This is a genomic window from Pseudomonas sp. TNT3 (assembly GCF_010095445.2).
In the GTDB taxonomy this organism is placed as follows: domain Bacteria; phylum Pseudomonadota; class Gammaproteobacteria; order Pseudomonadales; family Pseudomonadaceae; genus Aquipseudomonas.
On record NZ_WFGV02000006.1, the window covers coordinates 34,507 to 59,347 of the forward strand.

A 24,841-nucleotide genomic window follows, 5' to 3' on the forward strand; every position below is an offset into this window, starting at 1 on the left:
GCAATGGATCGCGCAAACACGGCCCGGATGGCCGGATGTTATGTCGACTTCCGTCATTGCCGACAACCACAAAAATGGCAACAGGAGTATTTCACATGAGTTCATCAACCGCCGGGCAAAGCGCCGGCCAGCTGGAAACCCGGGGCATCGAACCGGTGCCGGAAGCGGAATGTAACGGTCATCCGCTGCAACTGTTCTGGGTCTGGTTCGCGGCCAACATTTCCATTCTCGGCCTGCCGCTGGGCGCCACGCTGGTGGCGTTTCGCGGCCTGGCGATCTGGCAGGCAATCATCGTCGCCATCCTCGGCGCTGCCGGCTCCTTTGCGGTGGTTGGCATCATTTCCATCGCCGGTCGGCGTGGCCGCGCACCGAGCCTGACACTGTCGAGGGCAATCTTCGGCGTGCGCGGCAACATCGGCCCGACGCTGGTCTCGCTGATGTCGCGCCTGGGATGGGAAACCGTCAACACCACCACCGCAGCGTTCGTCTTGCTGTCGCTGTGCTCGATCCTCTTCGGCTCGCCGGTGGAAGCCAAAAGCGCCCCCGTGCTGACCCTGATCTTCATTGCGATTTTCGTGCTGCTGACCTTGTCGGTCTCCGGCCTCGGTCACGCCACGCTGCTGGTGATCCAAAAGTGGGCCACCTACGTGTTCGGCGCGTTGAACATTGTGGTGGGCGGTTTTCTCTGCGCCACCATCGACTGGAGCGCAGTGTTCAACGCCACGCCGGCCCCGCTGAGCGCAATGATCATCGGCGTCGGCACCATGGCCGCCGGTACCGGGATCGGCTGGGCGAACGCGGGTGCGGACATGTCGCGCTATCAGCATCGCAGTGTCAAAGCCGTACGCCTGGTGGCTTCGGCCGCCTTCGGTGCGGGGATTCCGTTGGTGTTGCTGATCACCCTCGGCGGACTGCTGTCGGTGGGCAACAACGACCTGGCCTCGGCCACTGACCCGATCGTTGCGATCCGCGACATGTTGCCGACCTGGATGGCCGTGCCCTACCTGATCACTGCGTTCGGCGGTCTGCTGCTGTCGAACAACCTGTCGGTCTACTCTGCTGGCTTGACGACCCTGACCCTTGGCCTGAAGGTCAAACGGGTCTACGCCGTGGTCGTCGATATCGTCGCGATCTTCGCGGGTTCGATCTATTTCATGCTGATTGCCGACAGTTTCTACGGCCCGTTCATTACCTTCATTTCGCTGTTGGCGGTGCCGATCACTGCGTGGGTCGGGATCTTCGTAGTCGATCTGATTCACCGTCATTACTACAGCCCCAAGGACTTGCTGGACGTCAGCCCGAGCAGCGCCTATTGGTATGCCGGCGGCGTAGAGTGGCGCGCATTCGGCGCCTGGGCTCTGGCGATCGTGTTGGGCTTCAGCTTCACCACCATCGGCACCACCGAGCAAACGCTCTGGTTTCGCGGGTTCCTTTCCGACTCCTGGCTGGGACATAACGGTCTCGGCTGGATCGTGACGTTCCTGGTGGCGGGCGGAATCTACTGTGTATTGGGCGGTGCGAAAGATCGTCGCCCTGGTTTGGTCGAGAACGCTCATGCCTAGATTGCTGCATACCGGCCAGGTCATGATCGACCTGGTCATGTCCGTCGACGCGTTGCCTCTATCGGGTGGTGATGTACTGGCGCAGTCCGCCAGTTTCGAAGCAGGCGGTGGCTTCAACGTCATGGCGGCGGCCCAGCGCAATGGTTTGCCGGTGGTGTACCTCGGTCGTCATGGCACCGGTCGATTCGGCGATCTGGCGCGGGAGGCCATGAACGCCGAAGGCATTCGCATCGGCATTGCACACCCTGCCGAGCGCGACACCGGCCTGTGCGTCGCAGTGACCGAAGCGTCCGCCGAACGCAGTTTCATCTCTTATATCGGTGCCGAGGGCGAACTGACGGCCGAAGACCTGGCCAGTGTGCCGGCCGAGGCGGGGGATTATGTCTACGTCAGCGGCTACAGCCTGCTGCATGGCGGCAAGGCACAGGCGCTGGTGGATTGGGTGCTGGCGTTACCGAAAGGCATCAATGTGGTCTTCGATCCAGGGCCGCTGGTGGATTCGCCGGAGGCTCCGTTGATGCGGTCGTTGTTGCCGCGCATTGATCTATGGACCAGTAACAGCGTCGAAGCGCTGCGGTTCGCCGGAGTGTCAGAGATTGGCGAGGCGCTGACTTCGCTGGCCGACCATCTGCCACCCGATGTGCTGATGGTGGTGCGCGATGGTCCGCAGGGATGCTGGGTCGAACAGCGTGGCGAGCGTCGGCATGTCCCGGGCTTCAAGGTCGAGGCGGTGGACAGTAACGGTGCTGGCGATGCCCATGCCGGGGTGTTTGTGGCGGGGTTGGCACAGGGATTGTCAGTGGATGACGCGGCGCGGCGCGCCAATGCTGCAGCCGCACTCGCAGTGACCCGATGGGGGCCGGCGACTTCACCCGGTGCGGCTGAAGTGGATGCGTTAATCCGAGAGACTTTCGCCTGTTGATCTGGCCCTTCGCGGGCAAGTCGCTCCCACAGTGATTTGTGTTGAAAAGATCGCAGTGGCGGCAAACCCTGAATCAGCTGTAACCCGCTGCGGGCACCGACCCAGCCTGCGATCTTTTGATTTTCAGCGAATTAAACGTCCAGCTTTCGCGCCTCTTCCACGCCCGCAGCGCTGAGTTTGATCGGCAGGTGCAAAGAGTGTTCGCCGGCCTCGTTACAGGTCACATGCCCGTGGTGAATCAGGCCACGTTCCTGCAAGGCGGCGAGGGTACTGGCCACGACTTTTTCCCCTCGGTAATTGTCCAGGACCTCTTTGCCCAGCCCACTCGGGTGGGCGTGCAGCAGGCGGGTCAAGACTTCTTTTTCAAGGTTTTTATCGACGTTCATGCTTACCTCTTCATGGATGTGGATAGGTCGCTCGCGTCGGCGAACTATTGGCTGGCGCCCCCTTCGGAACCTGAACCTCCTGTGGTGGTTTTCGAACCGGTGCCAGTGTCTGCGTTGTCAGGTGTTTGAGTGTCCGGCATGTTCATTCCCCCTTGACGGCCCGCGTCGCTGCCCTGAGTCCGAGGGTCGGTGCCCGTGGAAGGCGGCAGACTGCTGTCCACGCCCGTGCCGTTGGTATTGATACCTGGGGCGCTTTGGATGGCGGGGGATTTTGGGCTTTCAACCGGGTTGGTCGGCCCCGTGCCGGTGGCGACGGTGGCGGCAAAAGCAGTAGAAGACAGCAGCGTAGCGAGTGTGAGGGCGGTCAATTTGGACATGATCATGGTGTCGTCTCCATTTGTTTAGAGTCCTTACCTGATATTGGTCCGCCCTCGATTTGGATTGGTGCCTGATGAACGACGAACGGTCTACGCGCGCTCCAGGGCTTGTGCGCTGACGAACCGGCGCCAGAGCAGGCGTCCCGCGGTGATCAGCCAGTTCAGCAAGGCCACACCCAGAACTGTGTATAAAAGTGTCGTCATCCCGTGTTCGACGATGATCTTCCCGGCGAGCAGGGGAAAACCAAACACGCCGATGAAGTACGACAGGCTGAACAGCAACAAAGCCTGCGAAGTGGTGCCGGCCGGTGCTTCGTTCGCTGCCAGACCGTTGATCACTGAATACGTCAGCCCATAGCCGATGCCGAGTATCGCCGCTGCCAGGAGGTAGCTGAAGGCGTCGTCGACGACAAAGCTGAACAGTCCGATCGAAATCAACGTCAGCGCTGATAACAGGCAGGACGCGATCAGCGGGTCGCGCTTGACCACGAAACCGGCGATCAACATTCGGCCGCTGATCGCCGCGCTCATGAACCCGAGGAAAAACAGCGAATAGTCCAGTGACCGCGCGGCTGCGTAGCTGGTTTGAAAGCTCGAAAGACCGCCGAAGATGCAACCGCCCAACCCGACCATGATGATCGGCAACACCGCGCTGGACGACAGCACTCGAGAAGTGGTGCGCCACGAGATACGCGCGGCGGGCGCTGAGGTAGCGTGAGCATTTTCGAGCTGTGCGCTCAGTCGCCAAAACATCAAGACCCCAATCAGACTCGCCAGCGCCGCGAGGTAAAAAGCAGTGGTCACGGGGTAACCCAGGGCACTGGCGGCACGACCCAACAACGGACCGCTGCCGATGCCGCTCAGCATGCTCCCCGACAACAGCGCAAAGTATTTGGCCCGTTGGGACGGTGTGACCAGGCTCGCCACGATGATCGGTCCCAGGGTGTAAAACACACCCCAGCCCAACCCCAGCAACAACCCGAAAAACAGCAACAGATTGCCAAACCCCGGCGTCAGCGCAAAGCCCAGGCTCGCAGCGACCAGCAGTACGCCGAATAGCGCAATCGAGCGGGCCGCGCCGAGCAGATCGGACAGGTGCCCGGAAACAATCACCGCCGCAAAGGTACTGAGCATTGCCGCCGAAATCACACTGCCGGCGTCATGCTCATTGCCACCGCGGGCACTGATCAGCAGCGACAGTAAAAAGGTCGAGCCGTAGGAGAGCGACAGCAGGTAACTGGCGACGCAGAACAGGCCGAATGACTTGCTGGAGACCGATGGTGTTGCCGTAGACATGTGGCTGTTCCTTGTACTTATAAACGCACTGCTCGACGTTCTACCACGCAAGGGGTTTGCGTTAGGTCCGAGGTTCACGATTTCAGCGTTAGTGCGGGCCGGAGTAACGCCAGTTCAATCGCGCAGCATTAGCCGGATACGCTCTTGTGGCGAGGGAGTTCACTCCCGCTGGGCTGCGCAGCAGCCCTTGTCATGACCAACCTTGTTTACCGGAAAACGTAGGTCGCCTTTTTTGGGGCTGCTACGCAACCCAGCGGGAGTGAACTCCCTCGCCACAAGTAATCTCCCAGCGCTCCATGGTTTTTGTAATCCCATGTGACGCGCGCGTCGAGCCGACTTAGTATGGCGTTTTCAACTTTTGACAAGGCACGTCCATGACGATCGAAATCCGCCCGGCGACCCCCAGCGATGCTCCGCAAATCCTCGCGTTCATCACTGAGCTGGCCGACTACGAACGTGCCCGGCACGAAGTCATTGCCAGCGTCGCCGACATCGAACGCAGCCTGTTCAGCGAAGGCGCCACCGCCCATGGCCTGATCTGTTTGCGTGAAGGTTCGCCGATCGGTTTCGCGGTGTTCTTCTTCAGCTATTCCACGTGGCTCGGCAGCAACTGCCTGTACCTCGAAGACCTCTACATCACCCCCGAACAGCGCGGTGGCGGGGCAGGCAAGACGTTGTTGCGCCACCTGGCAAAAATCGCCTGCGCCAATGACTGCGGACGTTTTGAGTGGAGTGTCCTGGACTGGAACAAACAGGCCATCGAGTTCTACAAATCCTTGGGCGCACAGCCACAGGAAGAGTGGGTCCGGTATCGGATGGACGGGGCGGTGTTGCGGGAGTTTGCTGGCGGTAATTAACACCGTCTAAAAGATCGCACCGTTCGGCAGCACCTGCACCCATGCAGGAGCTGACGAGGCTGCGATCTTTTTTTGCATCAATCCCTATATATGGGAGTGATATTTATATATTGAGATTTGTGTCCATCCAGGTTTATAGTCAGCGCACTCACTGCCAATAAACAAAACAGGTGAAGCGATGCTGGCGCAATTGATCGCGCTCGATTGGGGGACGACCTCATTACGTGCTTACAAACTTGCCGAAGGTGGCGTGGTGCTCGAACAGCGTTCGCTGTCATCGGGGATCATGCAGTTGCCCAAAACCCCTCGAGTCATTGCCGGTCAGACATGCAACGACGGTTTTGAACTGGCGTTCGATGAGGCCTGCGGCGACTGGCTCGACGCGCAACCAGGGTTACCGGTGATTGCCTGTGGCATGGTCGGCAGCGCCCAGGGCTGGCGCGAAGCCGCCTACCGCGATACGCCGGCAAACGTCGCCACGCTCGGCACTTCCCTGCAAGTGATTCGCAGTCTTCGCGGCGTTGATGTGCACATCGTTCCGGGGGTGATTCAGCGTTCTCGTTTGCCGAATGTGATGCGCGGCGAAGAAACCCAGGTCCTCGGTGTCCTGCAAAACCTGGTGGAAGGGACGGGCGGCGATCTGCTGATCGGCCTGCCTGGCAGTCATTCGAAATGGGTTGAAGTCACCGACGGCTGCATTGTGCATTTCGATACGTTCATGACTGGCGAAGTCTTCGCAGTACTCAGTGAACACAGCATTCTGGGACGCACCCAGCAACGTGGTGCGTCTTTTGATGGCGAGGCGTTTGACCGTGGCGTGCAAGTGGCCCTATCGACTGACGGCGAAATCGGGCCTTTGTCGACACTGTTCAGTGCCCGCAGCCTGGGCCTGACCGGTGAACTCAGTGCCACCGCCCAACCGGATTACCTGTCCGGTCTGCTGATCGGCCATGAGTTGTCGGCGCTGGCGACCGTTCAGCGCCGCCGGCGTAACAGCGTTCACCTGCCGTCCATCATCCTCATCGGCAATTCCCAACTGTGTGCCCGCTACAGCCGGGCCCTCGATGCCTGTGGTTTCGCTCGCGTGATGCAGGCGGAACAAGCCACCGAACGCGGTTTGTGGCAGCTGGCGCTGGCCGCCGGACTCGTGACGCAAAACCCATCCCGTTAAACCTGACTGGAGGTCTGACATGCTCAAGCAAGCACTGGCGCAAAACGGTCTGATCGCAATCCTGCGTGGCCTGCGCCCACAGGAAGCGGCCGCTATCGGCGAGGTCCTGTATGCCGCCGGATTTCGTGTCATTGAAGTGCCGCTCAATTCCCCCGAGCCGTACGAAAGTATCCGCATCCTTCGCAGTACCTTGCCCGCCGATTGCCTGATCGGTGCGGGCACGGTGCTGACGCCGGAACAGGTCGAACAGGTAAAAGCCGCGGGCGGCCAGGTGATCGTCATGCCTCACAGCGATGCCAAGGTCTTGCGTGCGGCCAAAGCGGCAGGGTTGTTCCTGTCGCCGGGTGTGGCGACGCCGACCGAGGCGTTCGCTGCGCTCGCCGAAGGTGCTGACGTATTGAAGATGTTCCCCGCTGAGCAAATGGGCCCGGCCGTGGTGAAAGCCTGGCTCGCCGTGCTGCCGGTTGGAACGATCCTGGCACCGGTCGGCGGCATCACGCCGGACAACATGCAGGTGTTCATCGACGCCGGCGTCAAAGGATTCGGCCTCGGTTCGGGGCTGTTCAAGCCGGGCATGACGCCCGAGGACGTGGCGCTGAACGCCAAGGCCTACGTGGCTGCCTGGAAAGCCCTTCGCTAAGACGGCATGGCGCTGCGAGCGCTACATCTATAAGAGCTGCATCTACAAAAAGAGAGCACAGATGAAAATCACCAAACTCACCACCTTCATCGTTCCGCCGCGCTGGTGCTTCCTCAAGATCGAAACCGACGAGGGCGTGACCGGTTGGGGCGAGCCCGTGGTTGAAGGCCGCGCCCATACGGTTGCCGCAGCGGTTGAGGAATTGTCCGACTACCTGATCGGCAAAGACCCACGCAATATCGAAGATATCTGGACGGTGCTCTACCGTGGCGGTTTCTACCGGGGTGGTGCGATCCACATGAGCGCGCTGGCCGGTATTGATCAGGCGCTGTGGGACATCAAGGGCAAGGCGCTGGGTGTGTCTGTCAGCGATCTGCTCGGTGGCCAGGTGCGGGACAAGATTCGTGTTTACTCGTGGATCGGTGGCGACCGGCCTGCGGACACCGCTCGCGCTGCGAAAGAAGCGGTCGAGCGTGGTTTCACCGCCGTGAAAATGAACGGCACTGAAGAACTGCAGTTCCTCGATTCCTTCGAGAAAGTCGACCTGGCCCTGGCCAACGTCGCTGCCGTACGCGATGCGGTGGGGCCGAACGTCGGTATCGGCGTGGACTTCCATGGCCGGGTGCACAAACCCATGGCCAAGGTCCTGATGAAGGAACTCGACCCCTACAAACTGATGTTCATCGAAGAGCCGGTGCTCAGCGAAAACTACGAAGCGCTGAAGGAACTGGCACCGCTGACCAGCACGCCGATTGCCCTGGGTGAGCGGTTGTTCTCCCGTTGGGATTTCAAGCGTGTACTCAGCGAGGGCTATGTCGACATCATCCAGCCCGACGCCTCCCACGCCGGCGGCATCACCGAAACCCGCAAGATCGCCAACATGGCCGAGGCCTACGACGTAGCGCTGGCGTTGCATTGCCCGCTGGGCCCGATTGCGCTGGCCGCCTGCCTGCAACTGGATGCGGTTTGCTACAACGCGTTCATCCAGGAACAGAGCCTGGGCATCCACTACAACGAAAGCAACGACCTGCTGGACTACGTCAAGGACCCTCGGGTGTTCGACTACGACAAAGGCTTCGTGAAAATCCCGAACGGCCCGGGCCTGGGCATCGAGATCAACGAGGAATACGTGATCGAACGCGCGGCCGTCGGCCACCGCTGGCGCAACCCGATCTGGCGCCATGCCGATGGCAGTTTTGCCGAGTGGTGATCGCCCTCTGACCCACCGCAAATCCCCTGTAGGAGCCAGCCTGCTGGCGATATGGTCAGCACAGCCAGCATTTATGGCGACTGACACGCCGCTATCGCCAGCAGGCTGGCTCCCACAGTTTGATCTCCATGGACAGGAGATCCGCGAACACCAGTCTTCAATTCGACCTCAATAAACATAATAAGAGGCACTCCCCATGCAACCGCAAACCCTTACCGGGCAGGCGTCGTTGGTGGCACCCAGCCGCAAGCGCTTTTTCATCATGGTGCTGCTGTTCATCACGGTGGTGATCAACTACCTGGACCGCAGCAACCTGTCGATTGCCGCCCCGGCGCTGACCAGCGAACTGGGCATCGATCCGATTCATGTCGGGCTGATCTTCTCCGCCTTCGGCTGGACCTACGCGGCCATGCAGATCCCCGGCGGCTGGCTGGTGGATCGGGTGCCGCCGCGCATTCTTTACAGCGTCGCGCTGTTGTTGTGGTCGATCGCCACGGTGATGCTCGGTTTCGCCGCCAGCTTCATTGCGCTTTTCGTCCTGCGCATGGCAGTGGGTGCACTGGAAGCGCCGGCGTATCCCATCAACAGCCGTGTGGTGACCACCTGGTTTCCGGAGCGCGAGCGCGCCACGGCTATCGGTTTCTACACCTCGGGGCAGTTCGTGGGGTTGGCCTTTCTGACGCCGGTACTGGCCTGGCTGCAGCATCAATATGGCTGGCACATGGTGTTTGTCAGCACGGGTGCGGTGGGCATTCTGTGGGCCGTGATCTGGTACGCCGTGTATCGCGAACCTCGGGACTTCAAAGGCGCCAACGCAGCCGAAATCGACCTGATCCGCGAGGGCGGCGGGCTGGTGGATATCCAGGCTGAGCAAGCCAAGGTCAAGGCGAAATTCAGTTGGGTCGACCTCGGCATTGTCCTGACCAAACGCAAACTCTGGGGCATTTACCTCGGTCAGTTCTGCCTCAACTCGACGCTGTGGTTTTTCCTGACCTGGTTCCCGACGTACCTGGTGAAATATCGCGGCATGGACTTCATCAAGTCCGGCCTGTTGGCGTCGTTGCCGTTTCTCGCCGCCTTCGTGGGTGTGCTGTGTTCCGGGTTCTTTTCCGACTTTCTGATCCGTCGCGGCTACACGGTCGGGTTCGCCCGCAAGTTGCCGATCATCGGTGGGCTGCTGATCTCCACCTCGATCATCGGCGCCAACTTCGTCGAGTCCACACCGCTGGTGATTGCCTTCCTGGCGCTCGCGTTTTTCGGTAACGGACTGGCGTCGATCACCTGGTCGCTGGTGTCGACATTGGCCCCGGCGCGGTTACTTGGATTGACCGGAGGGGTGTTCAATTTCATCGGCAATCTGTCGGCGATTACCACGCCGATCGTCATCGGTTTCCTGGCGACGGGTGACTCATTTGCGCCGGCCATTACCTACATCTCGGTGCTGGCATTGATCGGGGCGCTTTCCTACGTGCTGCTGGTGGGTAAGGTCGAGCGTATCAAGTTGTAGTCCCAAGCATGGGGCGACCATAATGCCACCCGTTCACTCGCTCAACGGTAAAGGCTGGATATGCAGGAAGACGCCCCAAAAATCGCCAAGGACGCCGCACCGACCGGCACCCAGACCCTGCTTCGTGGTTTGGGTGTGGTTCAGGCCGTGGCCAGCGGTGCCCGTGATCTCAAGGAAATTGCCCGGTTGATCGGCACGACGCGAAGCACCACTCACCGCCTGGCCAGTTGCCTGGTGGACGAGCGCTATCTGCGCGTGGTGCCGCAAGTCGGTTACCTGTTGGGGCCGAAGCTCATCGAACTGGGCTTTCAGGCGCGTGAGGAATTGCCGCTGGTAACCCTGGCGGGGCCTTATCTGGATGAGTTGTCGGCGCTGACGGGCGACACCATTCACCTGGCGATTCGCGAAGGTGACGAGGTGCTGTACCTGCACAAGAATCCGGGGCGCAACGGCCCGGAAATGCGCTCGCGGGTCGGCCACCGAATGCCGTTGGCACGCACCGGGATTGGCAAGGCGCTGATGCTCGATGACACGCAGCAGGAATGGCAGCGGCTGTACGAAGTCAGCTTGCCGGCGGGTGGGAAGAATCAGTTTTGGCCGCAGCACCCCGAGCAGTCCTGGGAGCAATTTCAGCAGCGCATGGTCGAGTACGTGGCGGGCGGTTACGCCTTTGACCTGGAAGACAACGAACCGTCGATTCGCTGCGTGGCGGCACCGATCCGTGATGCCAGCCGGCGCATCGTCGCCGGTATCAGCATCGCCAGCACCGTGCCATACATGCCGCTGGAAAAAATGGCCGAGCTGATTCCCCTGATCAAAGGGGTCACAGCAAGGCTTTCGGCAGAACTTGGCGCGAAGGTTTAGACCTTCAAGGTCGCCATGTCGATGACGAACCGGTACTTCACATCACCGGCAATCATGCGGGCGTATGCCTCGTTGATCTGACGGATGTCGAGCATTTCGATGTCGCAGGTGATGTTGTGCTCGGCGCAGAAATCCAGCACTTCCTGGGTTTCTGCGATGCCACCGATCAGGGAACCGGCCAACACACGGCGGCTCATCACCAACTTGCCCGCATGAACCGGTGGATCGACCGGTTCGATCAAGCCCACCAGAATGTGCACGCCGTCGAAACGCAGGGTGTCGAGGTAGGGATTGAGGTCGTGCTGGACCGGAATGGTGTCCAGCAGGAAGTCGAAATGTCCGGCTGCGGCCTTCATCTGTTCAGCATCGGTGGACACGATCACATGGTCCGCGCCTTGGCGACGACCTTCCTCGGCCTTGCTCGCCGAGCGTGTGAACAGCGTCACTTCGGCGCCCATGGCCTTGGCGAACTTGATGCCCATGTGGCCGAGTCCGCCCATACCGAGAATACCCACCTTGTCGCCCGCCTTGACGCCGTAGTGCTTGAGCGGCGAGTAGGTGGTGATACCGGCACAGAGAATTGGCGCGGCGCTGGCCAGATCGAGTTTTTCCGGGATGCGCACGACGAAGTGTTCGCTGACCACGATGCTGTCCGAATAGCCGCCCATGGTGTTGCTGCCATCGACACGGTCAGGCGTGGCGTAGGTCATGGTCGGGCCTTCGAGGCAATACTGCTCGAGGTTCGACTGACAGGCTTCGCAACTGCGGCACGAATCGACCATGCAGCCGACACCGACCAGGTCGCCGATTTTGTGCCGGGTGACGTTTGCACCTATGGCAGTGACTTTGCCCACGATCTCGTGGCCGGGCATCAGCGGGTAAACCGCTATGCCCCATTCGTTGCGGGCCTGGTGGATGTCGGAATGGCACACGCCGCAGTAAAGAATATCGATGGCAACATCATCAGCGCGGGGGCTGCGGCGTTCGAATTTCACGGGGGCGAGGGGAGTGGTGGCCGATTGGGCGGCATAACCGATGGCGGTGTACATAAGAAACCTCGCAGAAGCAGTGACGGGTGAGGTGGCGCATTTTGGGCGTCCTCTGTTCGCCCGGCCATGGCGATTCCTCCGCGTATCATGCCTAATCCTCCGACATGCGCCGTTGATTGGTCATATTGGTTTGCAGACCTGCGATGATGGTTTCATCCCGTTTTCCGCCACTTTTTCTGTGAAGAGCTTTCCATGTTGTTGACCCGCCATCTCGATGCCAATGCCACGCTGGTTTCTCTGGTCCAGCCACTGACGACTCGCGACGGCTTCGCACCGACAGCGTTGCCCGGCGTGCAGGTGCTGCGTGCCAGCTGCGATGTCGCCCGTGGTCCACAGATTTATGAGCCGAGCCTGGTCATCATCGCTCAGGGCAGCAAACTGGCGTATCTGGGGCCGCGGCGGCTGGAGTACGGCGCCGGCCATTATCTGATTCAGGCCCTGCCGGTGCCTTTCGAATGCGAAACCTTTGCGGCGCCAGATGGACCGATGTTGGGCGTGTCCATCGCGATTGACCGCGTGTTGCTGGGTGAGTTGGTGTTGGCCATGGGATTGGCACCGGGGCGTCATATTCCAGCGCAAACACCAGAATCCATGACCTCGGCGGTACTGGACGACGCGATGCGCGGCTGCGTGGAACGGTTGTTGCGCTGCCTGCACGATCCGCTGGAATGCCAGATCATGGGCCAGGCCCGTTTGCGTGAGTTGTTGTTCGTTGCCTTGCGTGGACCGCAGGCCGATGTGTTGCGGGCGTTGGTGGAGCAGCAAGGTCAGTTCGCGCGGATTGCCGCCTCGCTTAACCACCTGCATGGGCATTACACCGAGCCATTGAACGTGGAGACGCTGGCGAGTTGCGCGAACATGAGTGCGTCGACTTTTCATGAGCATTTCAAACGCAGCACGTTGTTATCGCCGGTGCAGTACCTGAAGCGCTTGCGGTTGCTCAAGGCGCAGGCGTTGCTGGTGACCGAGGGGTTGGGCGTGGCGCAGGTCGCGCATCGTGTGGGTTATCAGAGCACGTCGCAGTTCAGCCGCGAGTACAAGCGCTACTTCGAGCGCAGTCCCGGCGACGAACGCGCCGCCTGAGTGGCAATGGTTTCTCTGTAGGAGTGTGGCTTGAATCCCGGGCAACAAAAAGGCCCCCGTTTCGGGAGCCTTGATGTTCAGGCGTTCGACTTACATGTTCGGGTAAGTCGGGCCGCCAGCGCCTTCCGGCGCCACCCAGGTGATGTTCTGCGCAGGGTCCTTGATGTCGCAGGTCTTGCAGTGAACGCAGTTCTGGGCGTTGATCTGGAAGCGCTTCTCGCCGTCTTCCTTGGTCACCACTTCGTACACGCCGGCCGGGCAGTAACGCTGGGCAGGCTCATCGTACAGCGGCAGGTTCTTGGCGATCGGGATGCTCGGATCGGTCAGCTTCAGATGGCAAGGCTGTTCTTCTTCGTGGTTGGTACCCGAGATGAACACCGAGCTCAATTTGTCGAAGCTGATCTTGCCGTCCGGTTTCGGGTAGTCGATCTTCTTGCAGTCAGCCGCGAGCTTGAGGCAAGCGTAGTCCGGCTTGGTGTCGTGCAAGGTGAACGGCAGTTTGCCGCCAAAGATGTTCTGGTCCAGCCAGTTGAAACCACCGCCGACGATCGCGCCGAACTTGTGGATCGCCGGGCCGAAGTTGCGGCTGGCGAACAATTCGTCGTAGAGCCAGCTCTTCTTGAACGCGTCCACATAAGTGGTCAGTTCTTCGGTGCCATCCTTCTCGGCGAACAGCGCTTCGGCCACGGATTCAGCGGCGAGCATGCCGGACTTCATCGCGGTGTGGCTGCCTTTGATCTTGGCGAAGTTCAGGGTGCCGAGGTCGCAACCGATCAGCGCGCCGCCCTTGAAGACCATTTTCGGCAGTGAGTTCAGGCCGCCTTTGCAGATAGCGCGGGCGCCGTAGCTGATGCGCTTGCCGCCTTCCAGGTACTGTTTGAGTACCGGGTGATGCTTGAGGCGCTGGAATTCGTCGAACGGCGACAGGTAGGTGTTGCTGTAGGACAGGTCGACGATGAGGCCGACAACCACCTGGTTGTTTTCCAGGTGATAAAGGAACGAGCCGCCGGTGTTCTCGCTGCCCATGATGTCCAGCGGCCAGCCGGCGGTGTGGACCACCAGGCCTGGCTGATGTTTGGCCGGGTCGATTTCCCAGATTTCCTTCAGGCCGATGCCGTAGTGCTGGGCGTCGGCATCGCTGTCGAGGTTGAAGCGCTTGATCAACTGCTTGCCAATGTGACCACGGCAGCCTTCGGCGAACAGCGTGTACTTGCCACGCAGTTCCATGCCCGGCGTGTACAAGCCTTCTTTAGGGTGACCTTCGCGGTCGACACCCAGGTCACCGGTGATGATCCCGCGGACCACACCGTTTTTGTCGATCAATGCTTCTTGAGCCGCGAAGCCCGGGTAGATTTCCACGCCCAGGTTCTCCGCCTGCTGGGCGAGCCAGCGGCACAGGTTGCCCAGGGAGATGATGTAGTTGCCTTCGTTGTGCATGGTCTTGGGCACAAAGAGGTCAGGAATTTTCTGCGCGCTGTCGGCGTTCTTGAGGACGAAAATGTCATCGCGAGTCACCGGTGTGTTCAGCGGAGCGCCCAGTTCTTTCCAGTCCGGGAACAATTCGTTCAGGGCGCGTGGTTCGAACACGGCACCGGAAAGGATGTGAGCACCGACTTCGGAGCCTTTTTCGACCACGCAGACGCTGATTTCCTTACCGGCTTCAGCGGCCTTCTGCTTCAATCGGCAGGCAGCGGAAAGACCAGCGGGGCCGGCACCGACGATGACGACGTCGAATTCCATGTATTCGCGTTCCACAGGTTATCTCCTACTCAAGGCTCAACAGTTTTTTTTCTAATTGGAGTTTTGGTGTCGCATCCACAAATTCCTCGCAACGCGCGGAACGGACAATCGATTGACCACCTTTCTCTCTGGGTGGCGCATTATATCTACACCACTCCTAGCGTCCAATACAAACGTTTGTTTGAATTGGCTCAAAGCCAGAGAAATCAAAGTCACGCGCCGCATGAACGGCAGTTTTGGCGTATTGACCGGAATAGGTGTTCCGGTCAAGATACGGTCGGTTTTGCGCTCGCCGTAGGCTGACTGTTGGTTTCAAGAGCACCTCTAAAGACAGGGCGATGGCAGTAGAAGGTGATGCGCAGCGCTGCTTTGGCGCGCAGTTTACACGCCGCGATAATGAATGACTCGTCGGTCACCGCTGACGAACGGTCAACTTCATCATGAGCGATGGTCACTTGCTACTTTTGCCGGCGTTTTTGGAGGTGCCCTTGCGCCCGATGAGCATCAACCGCCAGGTTCGCCTAGGCGACTTTCTTTTCACCGGAGAGTAACGAGGAATCCATGAAGGTTCTTGTAGCTGTCAAACGCGTTGTTGATTACAACGTCAAGGTTCGCGTCAAGGCGGACAATTCCGGCGTCGATCTTGCCAACGTCAAGATGTCGATGAACCCGTTCTGCGAGATCGCCGTTGAAGAAGCCGTACGCCTGAAAGAGAAAGGTGTTGCGACTGAAATCGTCGTTGTCTCCGTCGGCCCGTCCACCGCTCAAGAGCAACTGCGCACCGCGCTGGCTCTGGGTGCCGACCGCGCCATCCTCGTCGAATCCGCCGAAGATCTGACTTCCCTGGCCGTTGCCAAACTGTTGAAAGCTGTTGTCGACAAGGAACAGCCTCAGCTGGTGATCCTTGGCAAACAAGCCATCGACAGCGACAACAACCAGACTGGCCAGATGCTCGCTGCATTGAGCGGCTACGGTCAGGGCACGTTCGCGTCGAAAGTCGAAATCAGCGGCGACACCGTGGCTGTAACTCGCGAAATCGACGGCGGCGCGCAGACAGTTTCCCTGAAGCTGCCGGCCATCGTCACCACCGACCTGCGTTTGAACGAGCCGCGCTACGCGTCTCTGCCAAACATCATGAAAGCCAAGAAGAAGCCTCTCGAAGTGCTGACTCCGGACGCTTTGGGCGTTTCCACCGCCTCCACCAACAAGACCGTGAAAGTCGAAGCGCCTGCTGCACGCAGCGCGGGTATCAAGGTCAAGTCGGTGGCTGAACTGGTCGAGAAACTGAAAAACGAAGCGAAGGTAATCTAAATGACTATCTTGGTTATTGCTGAACACGACAACAAAGTGCTGGCTCCGGCCACGCTGAACACCGTTGCTGCTGCTGCCAAAATCGGCGGCGACATCCACGTGCTGGTTGCAGGTCAGGGCGCTGGCGCCGTGGCTGAAGCCGCTGCACAAGTGGCTGGCGTGGCGAAAGTGCTGGTAGCCGACAACGCTGCCTACGCTCACCAGCTGCCGGAAAACGTCGCTCCTCTGGTCGCAGAGTTGGGCAAGGGCTACAGCCACATCCTGGCTGCTGCCACTTCCAACGGCAAAAACATCCTGCCGCGCGTTGCCGCTGCACTGGACGTTGACCAGATCTCCGAGATCATCTCGGTAGAAAGCGCCGACACCTTCAAGCGTCCGATCTACGCCGGTAACGCCATTGCTACCGTTCAATCGAACGCTGCGGTCAAAGTGATCACTGTGCGTGCCACCGGTTTCGACCCGGTAGCTGCGACCGGTGGTTCGGCTGCCGTTGAAGCCGTTGCTGCAGCTCACGACGCTGGCCTTTCCAGCTTCGTTGGCGAAGAGCTGGCTAAATCGGACCGTCCTGAACTGACCGCTGCCAAGATCGTCGTTTCCGGCGGCCGGGGCATGCAGAACGGCGACAACTTCAAACACCTGTACGCCCTGGCCGACAAGCTGGGCGCTGCCGTGGGTGCTTCCCGCGCCGCGGTCGACGCAGGTTTTGTGCCGAACGACATGCAGGTCGGTCAGACCGGCAAGATCGTTGCTCCACAGCTGTACATCGCCGTCGGTATCTCCGGCGCGATTCAGCACCTGGCTGGCATGAAAGACTCCAAAGTGATCGTTGCGATCAACAAGGACGAAGAAGCACCGATCTTCCAGGTTGCCGATTACGGCCTGGTAGCGGACTTGTTCGAAGCCATCCCGGAGTTGGAGAAGCTGGTCTAATCCAGCCGCTTCACTTATAAAGAGCCCGACCTTTTGGTCGGGTTTTTTTTTGTTTTTTTGTAGGAGCGAGCTTGCTCGCGATGGACGTTAACGATGACGCGTGCGTTCTGGCTAAACGCGGTGCAGTTGAGATCATCGCGAGCAAGCTCGCTCCTACAGGTTATGTAACCGGGTTCAGGGGAGTGTACCGTCATGGATTTACGCCGCATGTGCAGTTGGTCAATGCTGTTGGGCCTGATGGCGTTGCCGACGCTGTCCTTGGCGGCAGGCAAGTGCGAGCGCCTGGTGGTGACCGGTAGCCCCGACGCGCCCCCGTACCTGTGGCAGGACCCGCAAAACCCCAAGCACCTGATCGGCGCCAGTGCGGACCTGTTACAGCACGTAGCCGCAGAACTGGGGATCAAGGTCGACCTGCTGTACGCCGGTAAACGCTCCCAAGCCCTGGACGAAGTGCGCAGCGGGCGCATGGATATGTTGGCCGATGCTCCGTTGACGCTCAGCGAGCTGGAATCGCTGGATTACATTCATCCTCCGCTGCTGGAAAACGATTACCTCGTCTGGACCCGAAAAGACTCGGTACTGGTCTACAGCGAAGCGCAAGACCTGCACGGGCATCCCGGCGCACTGTCTGAAAAGTCGCGTCTGACACCGCAGTTCGGCACCTTCGCCGAACAGCAATTAAGCCTCACACGCACGCCCAACCTGACCCAGGCTTTTCAAAAACTGCTGTTGGGTGAAGTGGAGTTCGTGCTGGCGGGACGTTACTCGGGCATGGCCGCCGCGCAGTCGTTAAGCATGGCCAATGACCTCATCGCGCGTGCGCAGCCGGTCGACAAACCGGGGCTGTATCTGGCGGTTTCCCATAACTCCGCCTGCAACGATCCGTGGTTGCGCGGACAGTTGGCCAAAAAGATGACAGAATTGCCCGCGTCCGGACTGACGGAAGCCGCGTTGCAACGCAATATCGAGCGTTGGAAACAGCAGCAGCAACAACCCGCCAGTACCCCAAAACAGTAGGGATTTTTAGTGAGTATTCGACCTCTTTTCGCTGCCCTGGCCCTTCTGGCTCTGGCGGGTTGTGCAGCCGATCCGGCGCCGAATGAACAACTGCGTCTGACGGAACAAGCGCTTGAACAAGCCAAGGCTGTGGGTGCTACCGCCGACGATGTGCCGGAAATGAAATTGGCCGAAGACAAGTACAACCGTGCCAAGGGCAGCATGAACGACCAATCCTTCAAGAATGCGCGCATGCGAGCCGAGCAGGCTGAGCTGGACGCACGTCTGGCCGAAGCACGTGTGCTGACCCTCAAGAGCGAGGAGCAGTTGAACGTCCTCAATACCCGCATCACTCGACTGCGCAAGCAACTGGGAGATGCCCAATGAGCCTTAAATCCAAAGCCTTTGGTGGCTTGATCCTGGCAAGTTGTGCAGGTCTCTTTGGGTGTGCCGGTCAGCACAGCGACGCTGCGTTGCAGCAGGCGGGGACCGACTTTCAGAAGGTGAAGGAAGATTCCAACGTGTTGCGCATCGCGCCCAAGGACGTGATCCGTGCGGGCGAGTCGCTGGCGCGCGCTGACCGTCTTTCCAGCTATTGGGGGAGCGGTTCGGATGTGCTGCATTACGCCTACCTGAGTCAGCGCTACAGCGAAATCGCTCGTGAGCACACCAATAAAGTGCTCAATGAAGAGAGTGCCGCGAAGCTGGAGCTCGAGCGTCAGCGCCTGCAGTTGGCCCTGCGCGAATCCAAGCTGCTCAGCGTGCAGCAGCAGGGCAAGTGGCTGGAAGAACAGATTGTTGCGCTGGCAACCACCCAGACCGACCGTGGTCTGGTGATGACCTTGGGTGACGTACTGTTCGACACGGGCGAAGCGGAATTGAAGAGTTCGGCAAACCGGGTGGTGTTGAAGATTGTGCAGTTTCTGCAGCTCAATCCGAAGCGCGTAGTACGCATCGAAGGCTATACCGACAGCACCGGCGGCAAGCAGGAAAATCTCAAGTTGTCCCGTGACCGCGCGCAATCGGTGGCGGACGTGCTGATGGACCTGGGCATCGACGACAAGCGAATTCAGGTCGAGGGCTATGGCGATGAATACCCGGTGGACGTGAATGCCACCGAACGGGGCCGTGCACAGAACCGTCGGGTGGAAATTGTGTTCTCCGACGAAAAAGGCCAACTCGGCGCCGCCCGATAGGGTTGCGTAGTTGGAAAGCCCGGCCTGCTCGACAGTGCCGGGTTTTTTTATGCCTGCCAACCAGCCCTCAAAACAGTACAGTTTTTGCTGACACTGCACTGTATGGTCGACTATTGTGGCAACTGTCCCAGTACACTTCTAAACTGTTCCGGTATGTTTCACACAAGAATAAAATGCCCGTGAAATCGAGTGTCGCGTCATGACCAATCTCCTGCTTTACCAACGTATTGCTCAACAGCTGGCCGAGGACATCCGCCGCGGTGTCTATCAACCGGGGGAGCGCGTGCCTTCGGTGCGCAAGATGAGCTCGCAGCTCAACGTCAGCCACGCCACGGTGTTGCAGGCCTACGCCAATCTCGAAGACCAGGGGCTGATTCGTGCCCGGCCGCAGTCTGGCTACTACGTGCACCAGACTCCCGCCCTGACCGCGCCGACACCAGACATCGCCCGGGTCGAGCGCCCCGGACTGGTGACGCGCAGCAGCATCATCCAGCAGGTCTTGGTCGAGTCGCGTCGTGAAGGCGTTTTTCCCTTGGGCGCCGCCGTGCCGAGTGTCGATTACCTGCCGGTGCGTGCGCTGCATCAGCAACTGGCCAAGGTCACTCGCTTCCATAGCCCGCGCGCCTTCAGCTACATGTTCAGCCCGGGTTTCGAACCGTTGCGCCGGCAAGTCGCGATTCGCATGCGTGATGCGGGTGTGGTGGTCGATCCATCTGAAGTGGTCATTACTCACGGCTGCGTCGATGCCCTGCAGATGTCCTTGCGCGTTCTGACCCGACCGGGCGATCTGATCGCCGCCGAATCGCCGACTTACTACGGTTTGCTCCAACTGGCCGATCTGCTGGGCCTCAAGGTCATCGAGATTCCCAGCGATCCGGCCACCGGAATGAGCCTTGAAGCCTTGCAACTGGCGGCCAACCAGTGGTCGATCAAGGCATTGGTGTTGACCACTCGTCTGAGCAATCCCTTGGGCGGCACCATGCCCGAAGAGCGCCAGAAGCAATTGCTGCGCCTGGCATCGGACTTCGATATCCAGATCGTCGAAGACGATATTTACGGCGAACTGATGTTCGAACAAGGTCGTACCAAATCGCTCAAGGCCTATGACCGGCTGGATCGGGTGATCTATTGCTCAAGCTTCTCCAAAACCTTGTCGCCCGGCGTGCGGATCGGTTGGATGATTGCGGGCAAGTATCAGCAGGAAATCCAGCGTTTGCAGACCTTCAGCACCCATTCAGCGTGCAGTGTCACGCAAATGGGCATTGCTGCTTATCTGGAAAACGGCGGCTACGACAGGCATCTGCGTTACATCCGCCAGGAGTACCGCAAGAACCTCAGCGCTTTCCAACTGGCGGTTCAGCAGCATTTCCCCGAAGGCACACAGATGACCCGGCCTACCGGTGGTTTCATCCTGTGGGTGAGTCTGCCGGGACGCGTCAACACCCAGGAACTGCATGTGCGAGCGTTGCAGCAAGGTATCAGCATTGCTCCGGGGCTGATTTTCAGTAACACCGAGCAGTTCAACCACTGCATTCGACTGAACTGCGGAATCCCCTGGAACCGTGAGGCCGAGCGTGCCCTGATGACGCTGGGCATGCTTGCCACCCAGCTTTGCCAGGAAATGGGCGCCGGTATTTGACGGGCAAATTTGACGGGGAGGGCAGGTAATTCCTGCCCGTGCTTGTCTTGTGGTCTTCAACAGGCGAGCATATGGCCCTCTGCCCTGAGTGCCGTTGGGTCCATGAAACAGTTTTTCCCCGCTGCCTGTCTTTCGATCTTCCTGCTGATGACTGTTCAAGAAAGCGTCATGGCGGCTTCCGTTCAGGAAAACCCGACGGCAAGCGCTCGCGAGAAGAAAACGACACCCGCGAAAAAAACAGCGGCGGCCCAAAGCAAACAAGCGGTAGTAAAAAAACGCCCGCCGGTTGCTTCCAAGTCGAAATCCGCCAGTGAGATCGCAAAAACCCCACTACCGGCGGCCAAGCTCGATTTAAGCTTGCCCAAAGACATGGTCGAAGAGCTTGACCCGATCGGTACGGTGCCATTGCCCCGGCACGATGAACTGCTGCCACAAATGTTCGGGGACAAGGCCGGTAGCAGTCCTTTTCAGCTTAACGGACGTCTGCTCAACAATGAAATGCAGTTGCAACTGCGCAATGAAGAGCGCCGCGACGTCGAAGGCGCTGCCCTGGACTTCGAGTTCAAACAGTAAAATCCCTGATACGTGACTCACAAGCCGGACGCTTTGTCGGAGACTGCTCAGTCTCACCTGTCTGATCGTAAAAACCTGCGCCCGTGTAATTTAAAACAACTGTTTAAGCGGTTACTCTGTGTCCCGTCCTTTTCATACATCGCCCGTCGCGAGGAGCTTGTCGTCATGAAATGCCGTGAGGGCTGTGGCGCCTGTTGCATTGCCCCTTCAATCAGCTCACCGATTCCCGGTATGCCCAATGGCAAACCCGCGGGAGAACGTTGCCTGCAACTGTCGGTCGAAAACCTGTGCAACATTTTCGGCAAACCGGAGCGTCCTGCGGTTTGTTCGGCGTTTGATGCCGACCCCGAGGTCTGTGGCAACAGCAGCGAAGAAGCGATCAACCTGATTGGCTGGTGGGAGCAGATGACGGCGGCGTGATGTGTTTGACGAACGGAACTTCAACAATAAGGAATAAGACTATGGGTTCGCTGCATCGTATGGCTGTGCTGTGTGGGTTAACGGTTTTTCTGGCGACATCGGCACACGCCGAGGACTGGAAAGTTGCCAAGAACGAGGACGGGATCAAGGTGTCCCTCAGTGAAGTGGCCGGTTCCGACTACAAGGCTTACCAGGGTGTGACCCTGATGAAGACCACCATGGCCAAACTGCGCGCATTGCAGGAAGACGTACCGGGTGCCTGTGCCTGGATTCATGAATGCAAGATGCAGAAATTGCTCAAGCACGAAGGCGATCAAAGCTGGACCTACACGCAATTCAATACGCCATGGCCTGTCACCCCGCGTGATTCAGTCATGCATGTCACCTCGACCCAAGGCGCTGATGGCAGCCTGACCCGCAAGCTTGAGAGCGTGCCGACGTACCTGCCTGAAGAGAAAGGTTTTGTGCGGGTCGCCAAGGTTGAAGGCTTCTGGAAATTCGTGCCCAAGGGCGATCAGATCGAAGTGATCTACCAGGTTCACACCGAGCCGGGCGGCAGCGTGCCGTCAATGGTGGCTAACAAGTTTGTGGTGGATGCGCCGTTCAATACGTTGAAAGCCCTGAAAGAACGCGCCGAGAAGTAATTGCATCGCTCGTGAAAAAACGCCCCGACTGGTTTGGGGCGTTTTTTATCAAGCCACAGCGCAGCCGAACGCAGGCTTCGCCAGCTGCTACAGAGTTTGCGTTGTCGATGAAGCGGCTCAGCTTGACGGTATTACCACAAAGAGCCTTTATTTTGTTTCCGGATATGCGTTGCACGAAATTTTCACAAAGCCTCCAAGACAATCCGCCCGCGCCAATACCGAACAGTAATCAATGGCAATGCTGCGGGTGATCGTGCAACATTTGCGCACCGCGCAAGCCCCGGGGCCAGTTCCTGGCCAACAGAGGGCAAGGCGCCGCTGTATTTTTGAAACTTCAACTTCCAATGGGTCCTAAAACGACATGGCAAACCCGGACGCCCTGAAACAGCAGCGAGCTTCTAGTCGCCTGCTGCAACCGACCGTCAAATCGCATCTGGCCTACACGCTGCTGTGCGCTTTGATCATGATGGTCATGTTCAGCCTGCTGCGCCTCGCGCTGCTGGTCTACAACAGCGAGATGATCCTCGATACCCCGGCCTCGACCTTCGTGGAAGCGTTCGTCAATGGCCTGCGTTTCGACCTGCGCCTCGTGGTCTACCTCAGCATTCCGCTGGTGCTGGCGCTGTTCAGTGTCCGCGCCATGGCCGCCCGCGGCTTCTTCCGTTTCTGGCTGACCGTTGCTTCGAGCATCGCGTTGTTCCTCGGCCTGATGGAGATGGATTTCTACCGTGAGTTTCACCAGCGCCTCAACGGTTTGGTGTTCCAATACGTGAAAGAAGACCCGAAAACCGTGACGAGCATGCTCTGGTACGGTTTCCCGGTCGTTCGTTACCTGTTGGCGTGGGTCGCAGGCACCATCATCCTGACCCTCGCGTTCAAGGGTGCCGACCGTGCCACCCGTCCACGTGGGCCATTCAGCGGTGGCACCATCAGCACTCGCCAGGTCGCTCCGTGGTACACGCGCATTGCCGTGTTCGTGTTTTGCCTGCTGATCTGCGTGGTCGCAGCGCGTGGCACGCTGCGCCAAGGGCCGCCGCTGCGCTGGGGTGATGTCTACACCACCGACTCGAACTTCGCCAACCAGCTGGGCATTAACGGCACACTGTCGCTGATCGCTGCAGCCAAGAGCCGCATGTCCGAAGACCGCGACAACATCTGGAAGGCCACGCTGCCACAGCCTGAAGCCCAGAAGATTGTGCGTGACATGCTGGTGATGCCGGACGACAAACTGGTCGATGCCGACACCGCCGCCGTGCGTCGTGATTACACGCCGCCCGCTGACAAGACCTTGCCGATCAAGAACGTCGTCGTGATCCTGATGGAAAGCATGGCCGGTCACTCGGTCGGCGCATTGGGCGCCTCGGGCAACATTACGCCGTACCTCGACAAACTGTCGAAGGAAGGCCTGTTGTTCGATCGTTTCTTCTCCAACGGCACGCACACCCACCAGGGTATGTTCGCCACGATGGCCTGCTTCCCGAACCTGCCAGGCTTCGAATACCTGATGCAGACGCCTGAAGGCAGCCACAAATTGTCCGGCCTGCCGCAATTGCTCAGTGCCCGTGACTATGACGATGTCTATGTCTACAACGGCGACTTCGCCTGGGATAACCAGTCGGGCTTCTTCAGCAGCCAAGGCATGACCAACTTCATCGGTCGCAATGATTACGTGAACCCGGTGTTCTCCGATCCGACCTGGGGCGTGTCCGACCAGGACATGTTCGACCGTGGTCTGATCGAGCTCAAGGGCCGGGAAAACGGCAAGCCGTTCTATGCATTGCTGCAAACCCTGTCCAACCACACGCCTTACGCTTTGCCGACGCCATTGCCGGTGGAGCGTGTGACCGATCGTGGCAGCCTGAACGAGCATTTGACGGCCATGCGATATGCCGATTGGGCACTGGGTCAATTCTTTGAGAAAGCGCGTAAAGAGCCTTACTTCAAGGAAACCCTGTTCGTCATCGTGGGCGACCACGGCTTTGGTAACGAGCGTCAGATCACCGAAATGGACCTGGGCCGCTTCAACGTGCCGATGCTGCTGATCGCACCGGGCATCCAGGAAAAATTCGGCGAGCGCGACCACACCGTGGGCACCCAGATCGATATCGTGCCGACCATCATGGGGCGGATCGGCGGCGAAGTGCGCCATCAGTGCTGGGGACGTGACTTGCTGAACCTGCCTGCAGGCGACACCGGTTTCGGTGTGATCAAGCCATCGGGTAGTGAGCAGACCACCGCCATCATCACGGCCGATCAGATCCTGGTCCTGCCGAAGGAAAAGGAAATGGCGCCGAAGGTTTACCGGTACGAGCTGGGCGCATCGCCTCGTGCGGAAGTAATTCCGGACGCACCGCGTACCGCTGAACTCAAGCAGAAACTCGAAGCATTCCTGCAGACGGCGACCAAAAGCCTGATCGACAACACCGCCGGTGTCGTTGACGGCAAGCCGGACTAACTGTTCAGGCAAT

At 59.3% G+C, this 24,841-nt stretch carries 24 protein-coding genes; 19 read left to right on the forward strand and 5 right to left on the reverse strand.

Annotated features, from left to right (window positions below):
• Positions 1 to 95 precede the first annotated feature (95 nt).
• Positions 96 to 1,562, forward strand: a complete 1,467-nt coding sequence (locus GBC55_RS05685) for a cytosine permease (protein WP_162436407.1) — start codon at positions 96 to 98, stop codon at positions 1,560 to 1,562.
• On the forward strand, positions 1,555 to 2,484 hold the full coding sequence (locus GBC55_RS05690; RefSeq protein WP_162436406.1) for a PfkB family carbohydrate kinase: 930 nt from the start codon (positions 1,555 to 1,557) through the stop codon (positions 2,482 to 2,484). The genes GBC55_RS05685 and GBC55_RS05690 overlap by 8 nt, the downstream gene beginning before the upstream one ends.
• Before the next feature lie 131 nt (positions 2,485 to 2,615).
• Here GBC55_RS05690 and GBC55_RS05695 read toward each other — a convergent pair whose 3' ends face one another.
• The 3 genes from GBC55_RS05695 to GBC55_RS05705 form a co-directional block, all read right to left on the reverse strand.
• Positions 2,616 to 2,870, reverse strand: a complete 255-nt coding sequence (locus GBC55_RS05695) for a hypothetical protein (protein ID WP_162436405.1) — start codon at positions 2,868 to 2,870, stop codon at positions 2,616 to 2,618.
• Positions 2,871 to 2,914: 44 nt separating this feature from the next.
• Positions 2,915 to 3,253: a hypothetical protein gene (locus GBC55_RS05700; protein ID WP_162436404.1), complete on the reverse strand. Its 339-nt coding sequence runs from the start codon at positions 3,251 to 3,253 to the stop codon at positions 2,915 to 2,917.
• Positions 3,254 to 3,337: 84 nt separating this feature from the next.
• Positions 3,338 to 4,543: an MFS transporter gene (locus tag GBC55_RS05705; protein WP_162436403.1), complete on the reverse strand. Its 1,206-nt coding sequence runs from the start codon at positions 4,541 to 4,543 to the stop codon at positions 3,338 to 3,340.
• Between the two features lie 374 nt (positions 4,544 to 4,917).
• On the opposite strand from GBC55_RS05705, the gene GBC55_RS05710 reads away from it, so the two are divergent.
• The 6 genes from GBC55_RS05710 to GBC55_RS05735 all read left to right on the forward strand — a co-directional run bounded on the left by GBC55_RS05710 (position 4,918) and on the right by GBC55_RS05735 (position 10,792).
• The gene (locus GBC55_RS05710) at positions 4,918 to 5,400 is read left to right on the forward strand and encodes a GNAT family N-acetyltransferase (RefSeq protein ID WP_162436402.1); all 483 of its coding nucleotides are present in this window, start codon (positions 4,918 to 4,920) and stop codon (positions 5,398 to 5,400) included.
• Between the two features lie 178 nt (positions 5,401 to 5,578).
• Complete coding sequence (locus GBC55_RS05715; protein ID WP_162436401.1) at positions 5,579 to 6,571, forward strand: 2-dehydro-3-deoxygalactonokinase; 993 nt, start codon at positions 5,579 to 5,581, stop codon at positions 6,569 to 6,571.
• 19 nt (positions 6,572 to 6,590) lie between these two features.
• Positions 6,591 to 7,211, forward strand: a complete 621-nt coding sequence (locus GBC55_RS05720) for a 2-dehydro-3-deoxy-6-phosphogalactonate aldolase (RefSeq protein WP_162436400.1) — start codon at positions 6,591 to 6,593, stop codon at positions 7,209 to 7,211.
• A 61-nt stretch (positions 7,212 to 7,272) separates the two neighbouring features.
• Positions 7,273 to 8,421, forward strand: a complete 1,149-nt coding sequence (gene dgoD, locus GBC55_RS05725) for a galactonate dehydratase (RefSeq protein ID WP_090186690.1) — start codon at positions 7,273 to 7,275, stop codon at positions 8,419 to 8,421.
• A gap of 196 nt (positions 8,422 to 8,617) precedes the next feature.
• Positions 8,618 to 9,928, forward strand: a complete 1,311-nt coding sequence (locus GBC55_RS05730; protein ID WP_162436399.1) for an MFS transporter — start codon at positions 8,618 to 8,620, stop codon at positions 9,926 to 9,928.
• Between the two features lie 60 nt (positions 9,929 to 9,988).
• A complete protein-coding gene (locus tag GBC55_RS05735) occupies positions 9,989 to 10,792 on the forward strand; it encodes an IclR family transcriptional regulator (RefSeq protein WP_162436398.1) in 804 nt (267 codons plus the stop codon).
• Here the strand turns inward: GBC55_RS05735 and GBC55_RS05740 are convergent.
• Positions 10,789 to 11,841 (reverse strand): NAD(P)-dependent alcohol dehydrogenase, encoded by a 1,053-nt coding sequence (locus GBC55_RS05740; RefSeq protein WP_162436397.1) that lies wholly within the window; start codon positions 11,839 to 11,841, stop codon positions 10,789 to 10,791. The genes GBC55_RS05735 and GBC55_RS05740 overlap by 4 nt on opposite strands.
• A 192-nt stretch (positions 11,842 to 12,033) precedes the next feature.
• Between GBC55_RS05740 and GBC55_RS05745 the strand changes: the two genes are divergently transcribed.
• The gene (locus GBC55_RS05745) at positions 12,034 to 12,924 is read left to right on the forward strand and encodes an AraC family transcriptional regulator (RefSeq protein ID WP_162436396.1); all 891 of its coding nucleotides are present in this window, start codon (positions 12,034 to 12,036) and stop codon (positions 12,922 to 12,924) included.
• A 90-nt stretch (positions 12,925 to 13,014) separates the two neighbouring features.
• Here GBC55_RS05745 and GBC55_RS05750 read toward each other — a convergent pair whose 3' ends face one another.
• Complete coding sequence (locus GBC55_RS05750; RefSeq protein WP_162436395.1) at positions 13,015 to 14,679, reverse strand: electron transfer flavoprotein-ubiquinone oxidoreductase; 1,665 nt, start codon at positions 14,677 to 14,679, stop codon at positions 13,015 to 13,017.
• A gap of 546 nt (positions 14,680 to 15,225) precedes the next feature.
• Here GBC55_RS05750 and GBC55_RS05755 point away from each other — a divergent pair.
• The 10 genes from GBC55_RS05755 to GBC55_RS05800 all read left to right on the forward strand — a co-directional run bounded on the left by GBC55_RS05755 (position 15,226) and on the right by GBC55_RS05800 (position 24,828).
• Positions 15,226 to 15,975: an electron transfer flavoprotein subunit beta/FixA family protein gene (locus tag GBC55_RS05755; RefSeq protein ID WP_162436394.1), complete on the forward strand. Its 750-nt coding sequence runs from the start codon at positions 15,226 to 15,228 to the stop codon at positions 15,973 to 15,975.
• Positions 15,976 to 16,905: an FAD-binding protein gene (locus GBC55_RS05760; RefSeq protein ID WP_162436393.1), complete on the forward strand. Its 930-nt coding sequence runs from the start codon at positions 15,976 to 15,978 to the stop codon at positions 16,903 to 16,905.
• 192 nt (positions 16,906 to 17,097) lie between these two features.
• Positions 17,098 to 17,922 carry a transporter substrate-binding domain-containing protein gene (locus GBC55_RS05765; protein WP_162436392.1) on the forward strand — a complete coding sequence of 275 codons (825 nt, stop codon included), beginning with the start codon at positions 17,098 to 17,100 and terminating at the stop codon, positions 17,920 to 17,922.
• 9 nt (positions 17,923 to 17,931) lie between these two features.
• The gene (locus GBC55_RS05770; protein WP_162436391.1) at positions 17,932 to 18,288 is read left to right on the forward strand and encodes a DUF4398 domain-containing protein; all 357 of its coding nucleotides are present in this window, start codon (positions 17,932 to 17,934) and stop codon (positions 18,286 to 18,288) included.
• Positions 18,285 to 19,097 carry an OmpA family protein gene (locus GBC55_RS05775; protein WP_162436390.1) on the forward strand — a complete coding sequence of 271 codons (813 nt, stop codon included), beginning with the start codon at positions 18,285 to 18,287 and terminating at the stop codon, positions 19,095 to 19,097. The genes GBC55_RS05770 and GBC55_RS05775 overlap by 4 nt, the downstream gene beginning before the upstream one ends.
• A 199-nt stretch (positions 19,098 to 19,296) precedes the next feature.
• Complete coding sequence (locus GBC55_RS05780; protein ID WP_162436389.1) at positions 19,297 to 20,736, forward strand: PLP-dependent aminotransferase family protein; 1,440 nt, start codon at positions 19,297 to 19,299, stop codon at positions 20,734 to 20,736.
• Positions 20,737 to 20,838: 102 nt separating this feature from the next.
• Positions 20,839 to 21,309: a translation initiation factor 2 gene (locus tag GBC55_RS05785; RefSeq protein ID WP_162436388.1), complete on the forward strand. Its 471-nt coding sequence runs from the start codon at positions 20,839 to 20,841 to the stop codon at positions 21,307 to 21,309.
• A 165-nt stretch (positions 21,310 to 21,474) separates the two neighbouring features.
• The gene (locus GBC55_RS05790; protein ID WP_162436387.1) at positions 21,475 to 21,729 is read left to right on the forward strand and encodes a YkgJ family cysteine cluster protein; all 255 of its coding nucleotides are present in this window, start codon (positions 21,475 to 21,477) and stop codon (positions 21,727 to 21,729) included.
• Positions 21,730 to 21,770: 41 nt separating this feature from the next.
• Positions 21,771 to 22,373 carry an START domain-containing protein gene (locus GBC55_RS05795; protein WP_162436386.1) on the forward strand — a complete coding sequence of 201 codons (603 nt, stop codon included), beginning with the start codon at positions 21,771 to 21,773 and terminating at the stop codon, positions 22,371 to 22,373.
• Positions 22,374 to 22,734: 361 nt separating this feature from the next.
• On the forward strand, positions 22,735 to 24,828 hold the full coding sequence (locus tag GBC55_RS05800; protein WP_162436385.1) for an LTA synthase family protein: 2,094 nt from the start codon (positions 22,735 to 22,737) through the stop codon (positions 24,826 to 24,828).
• Positions 24,829 to 24,841 lie beyond the last annotated feature (13 nt).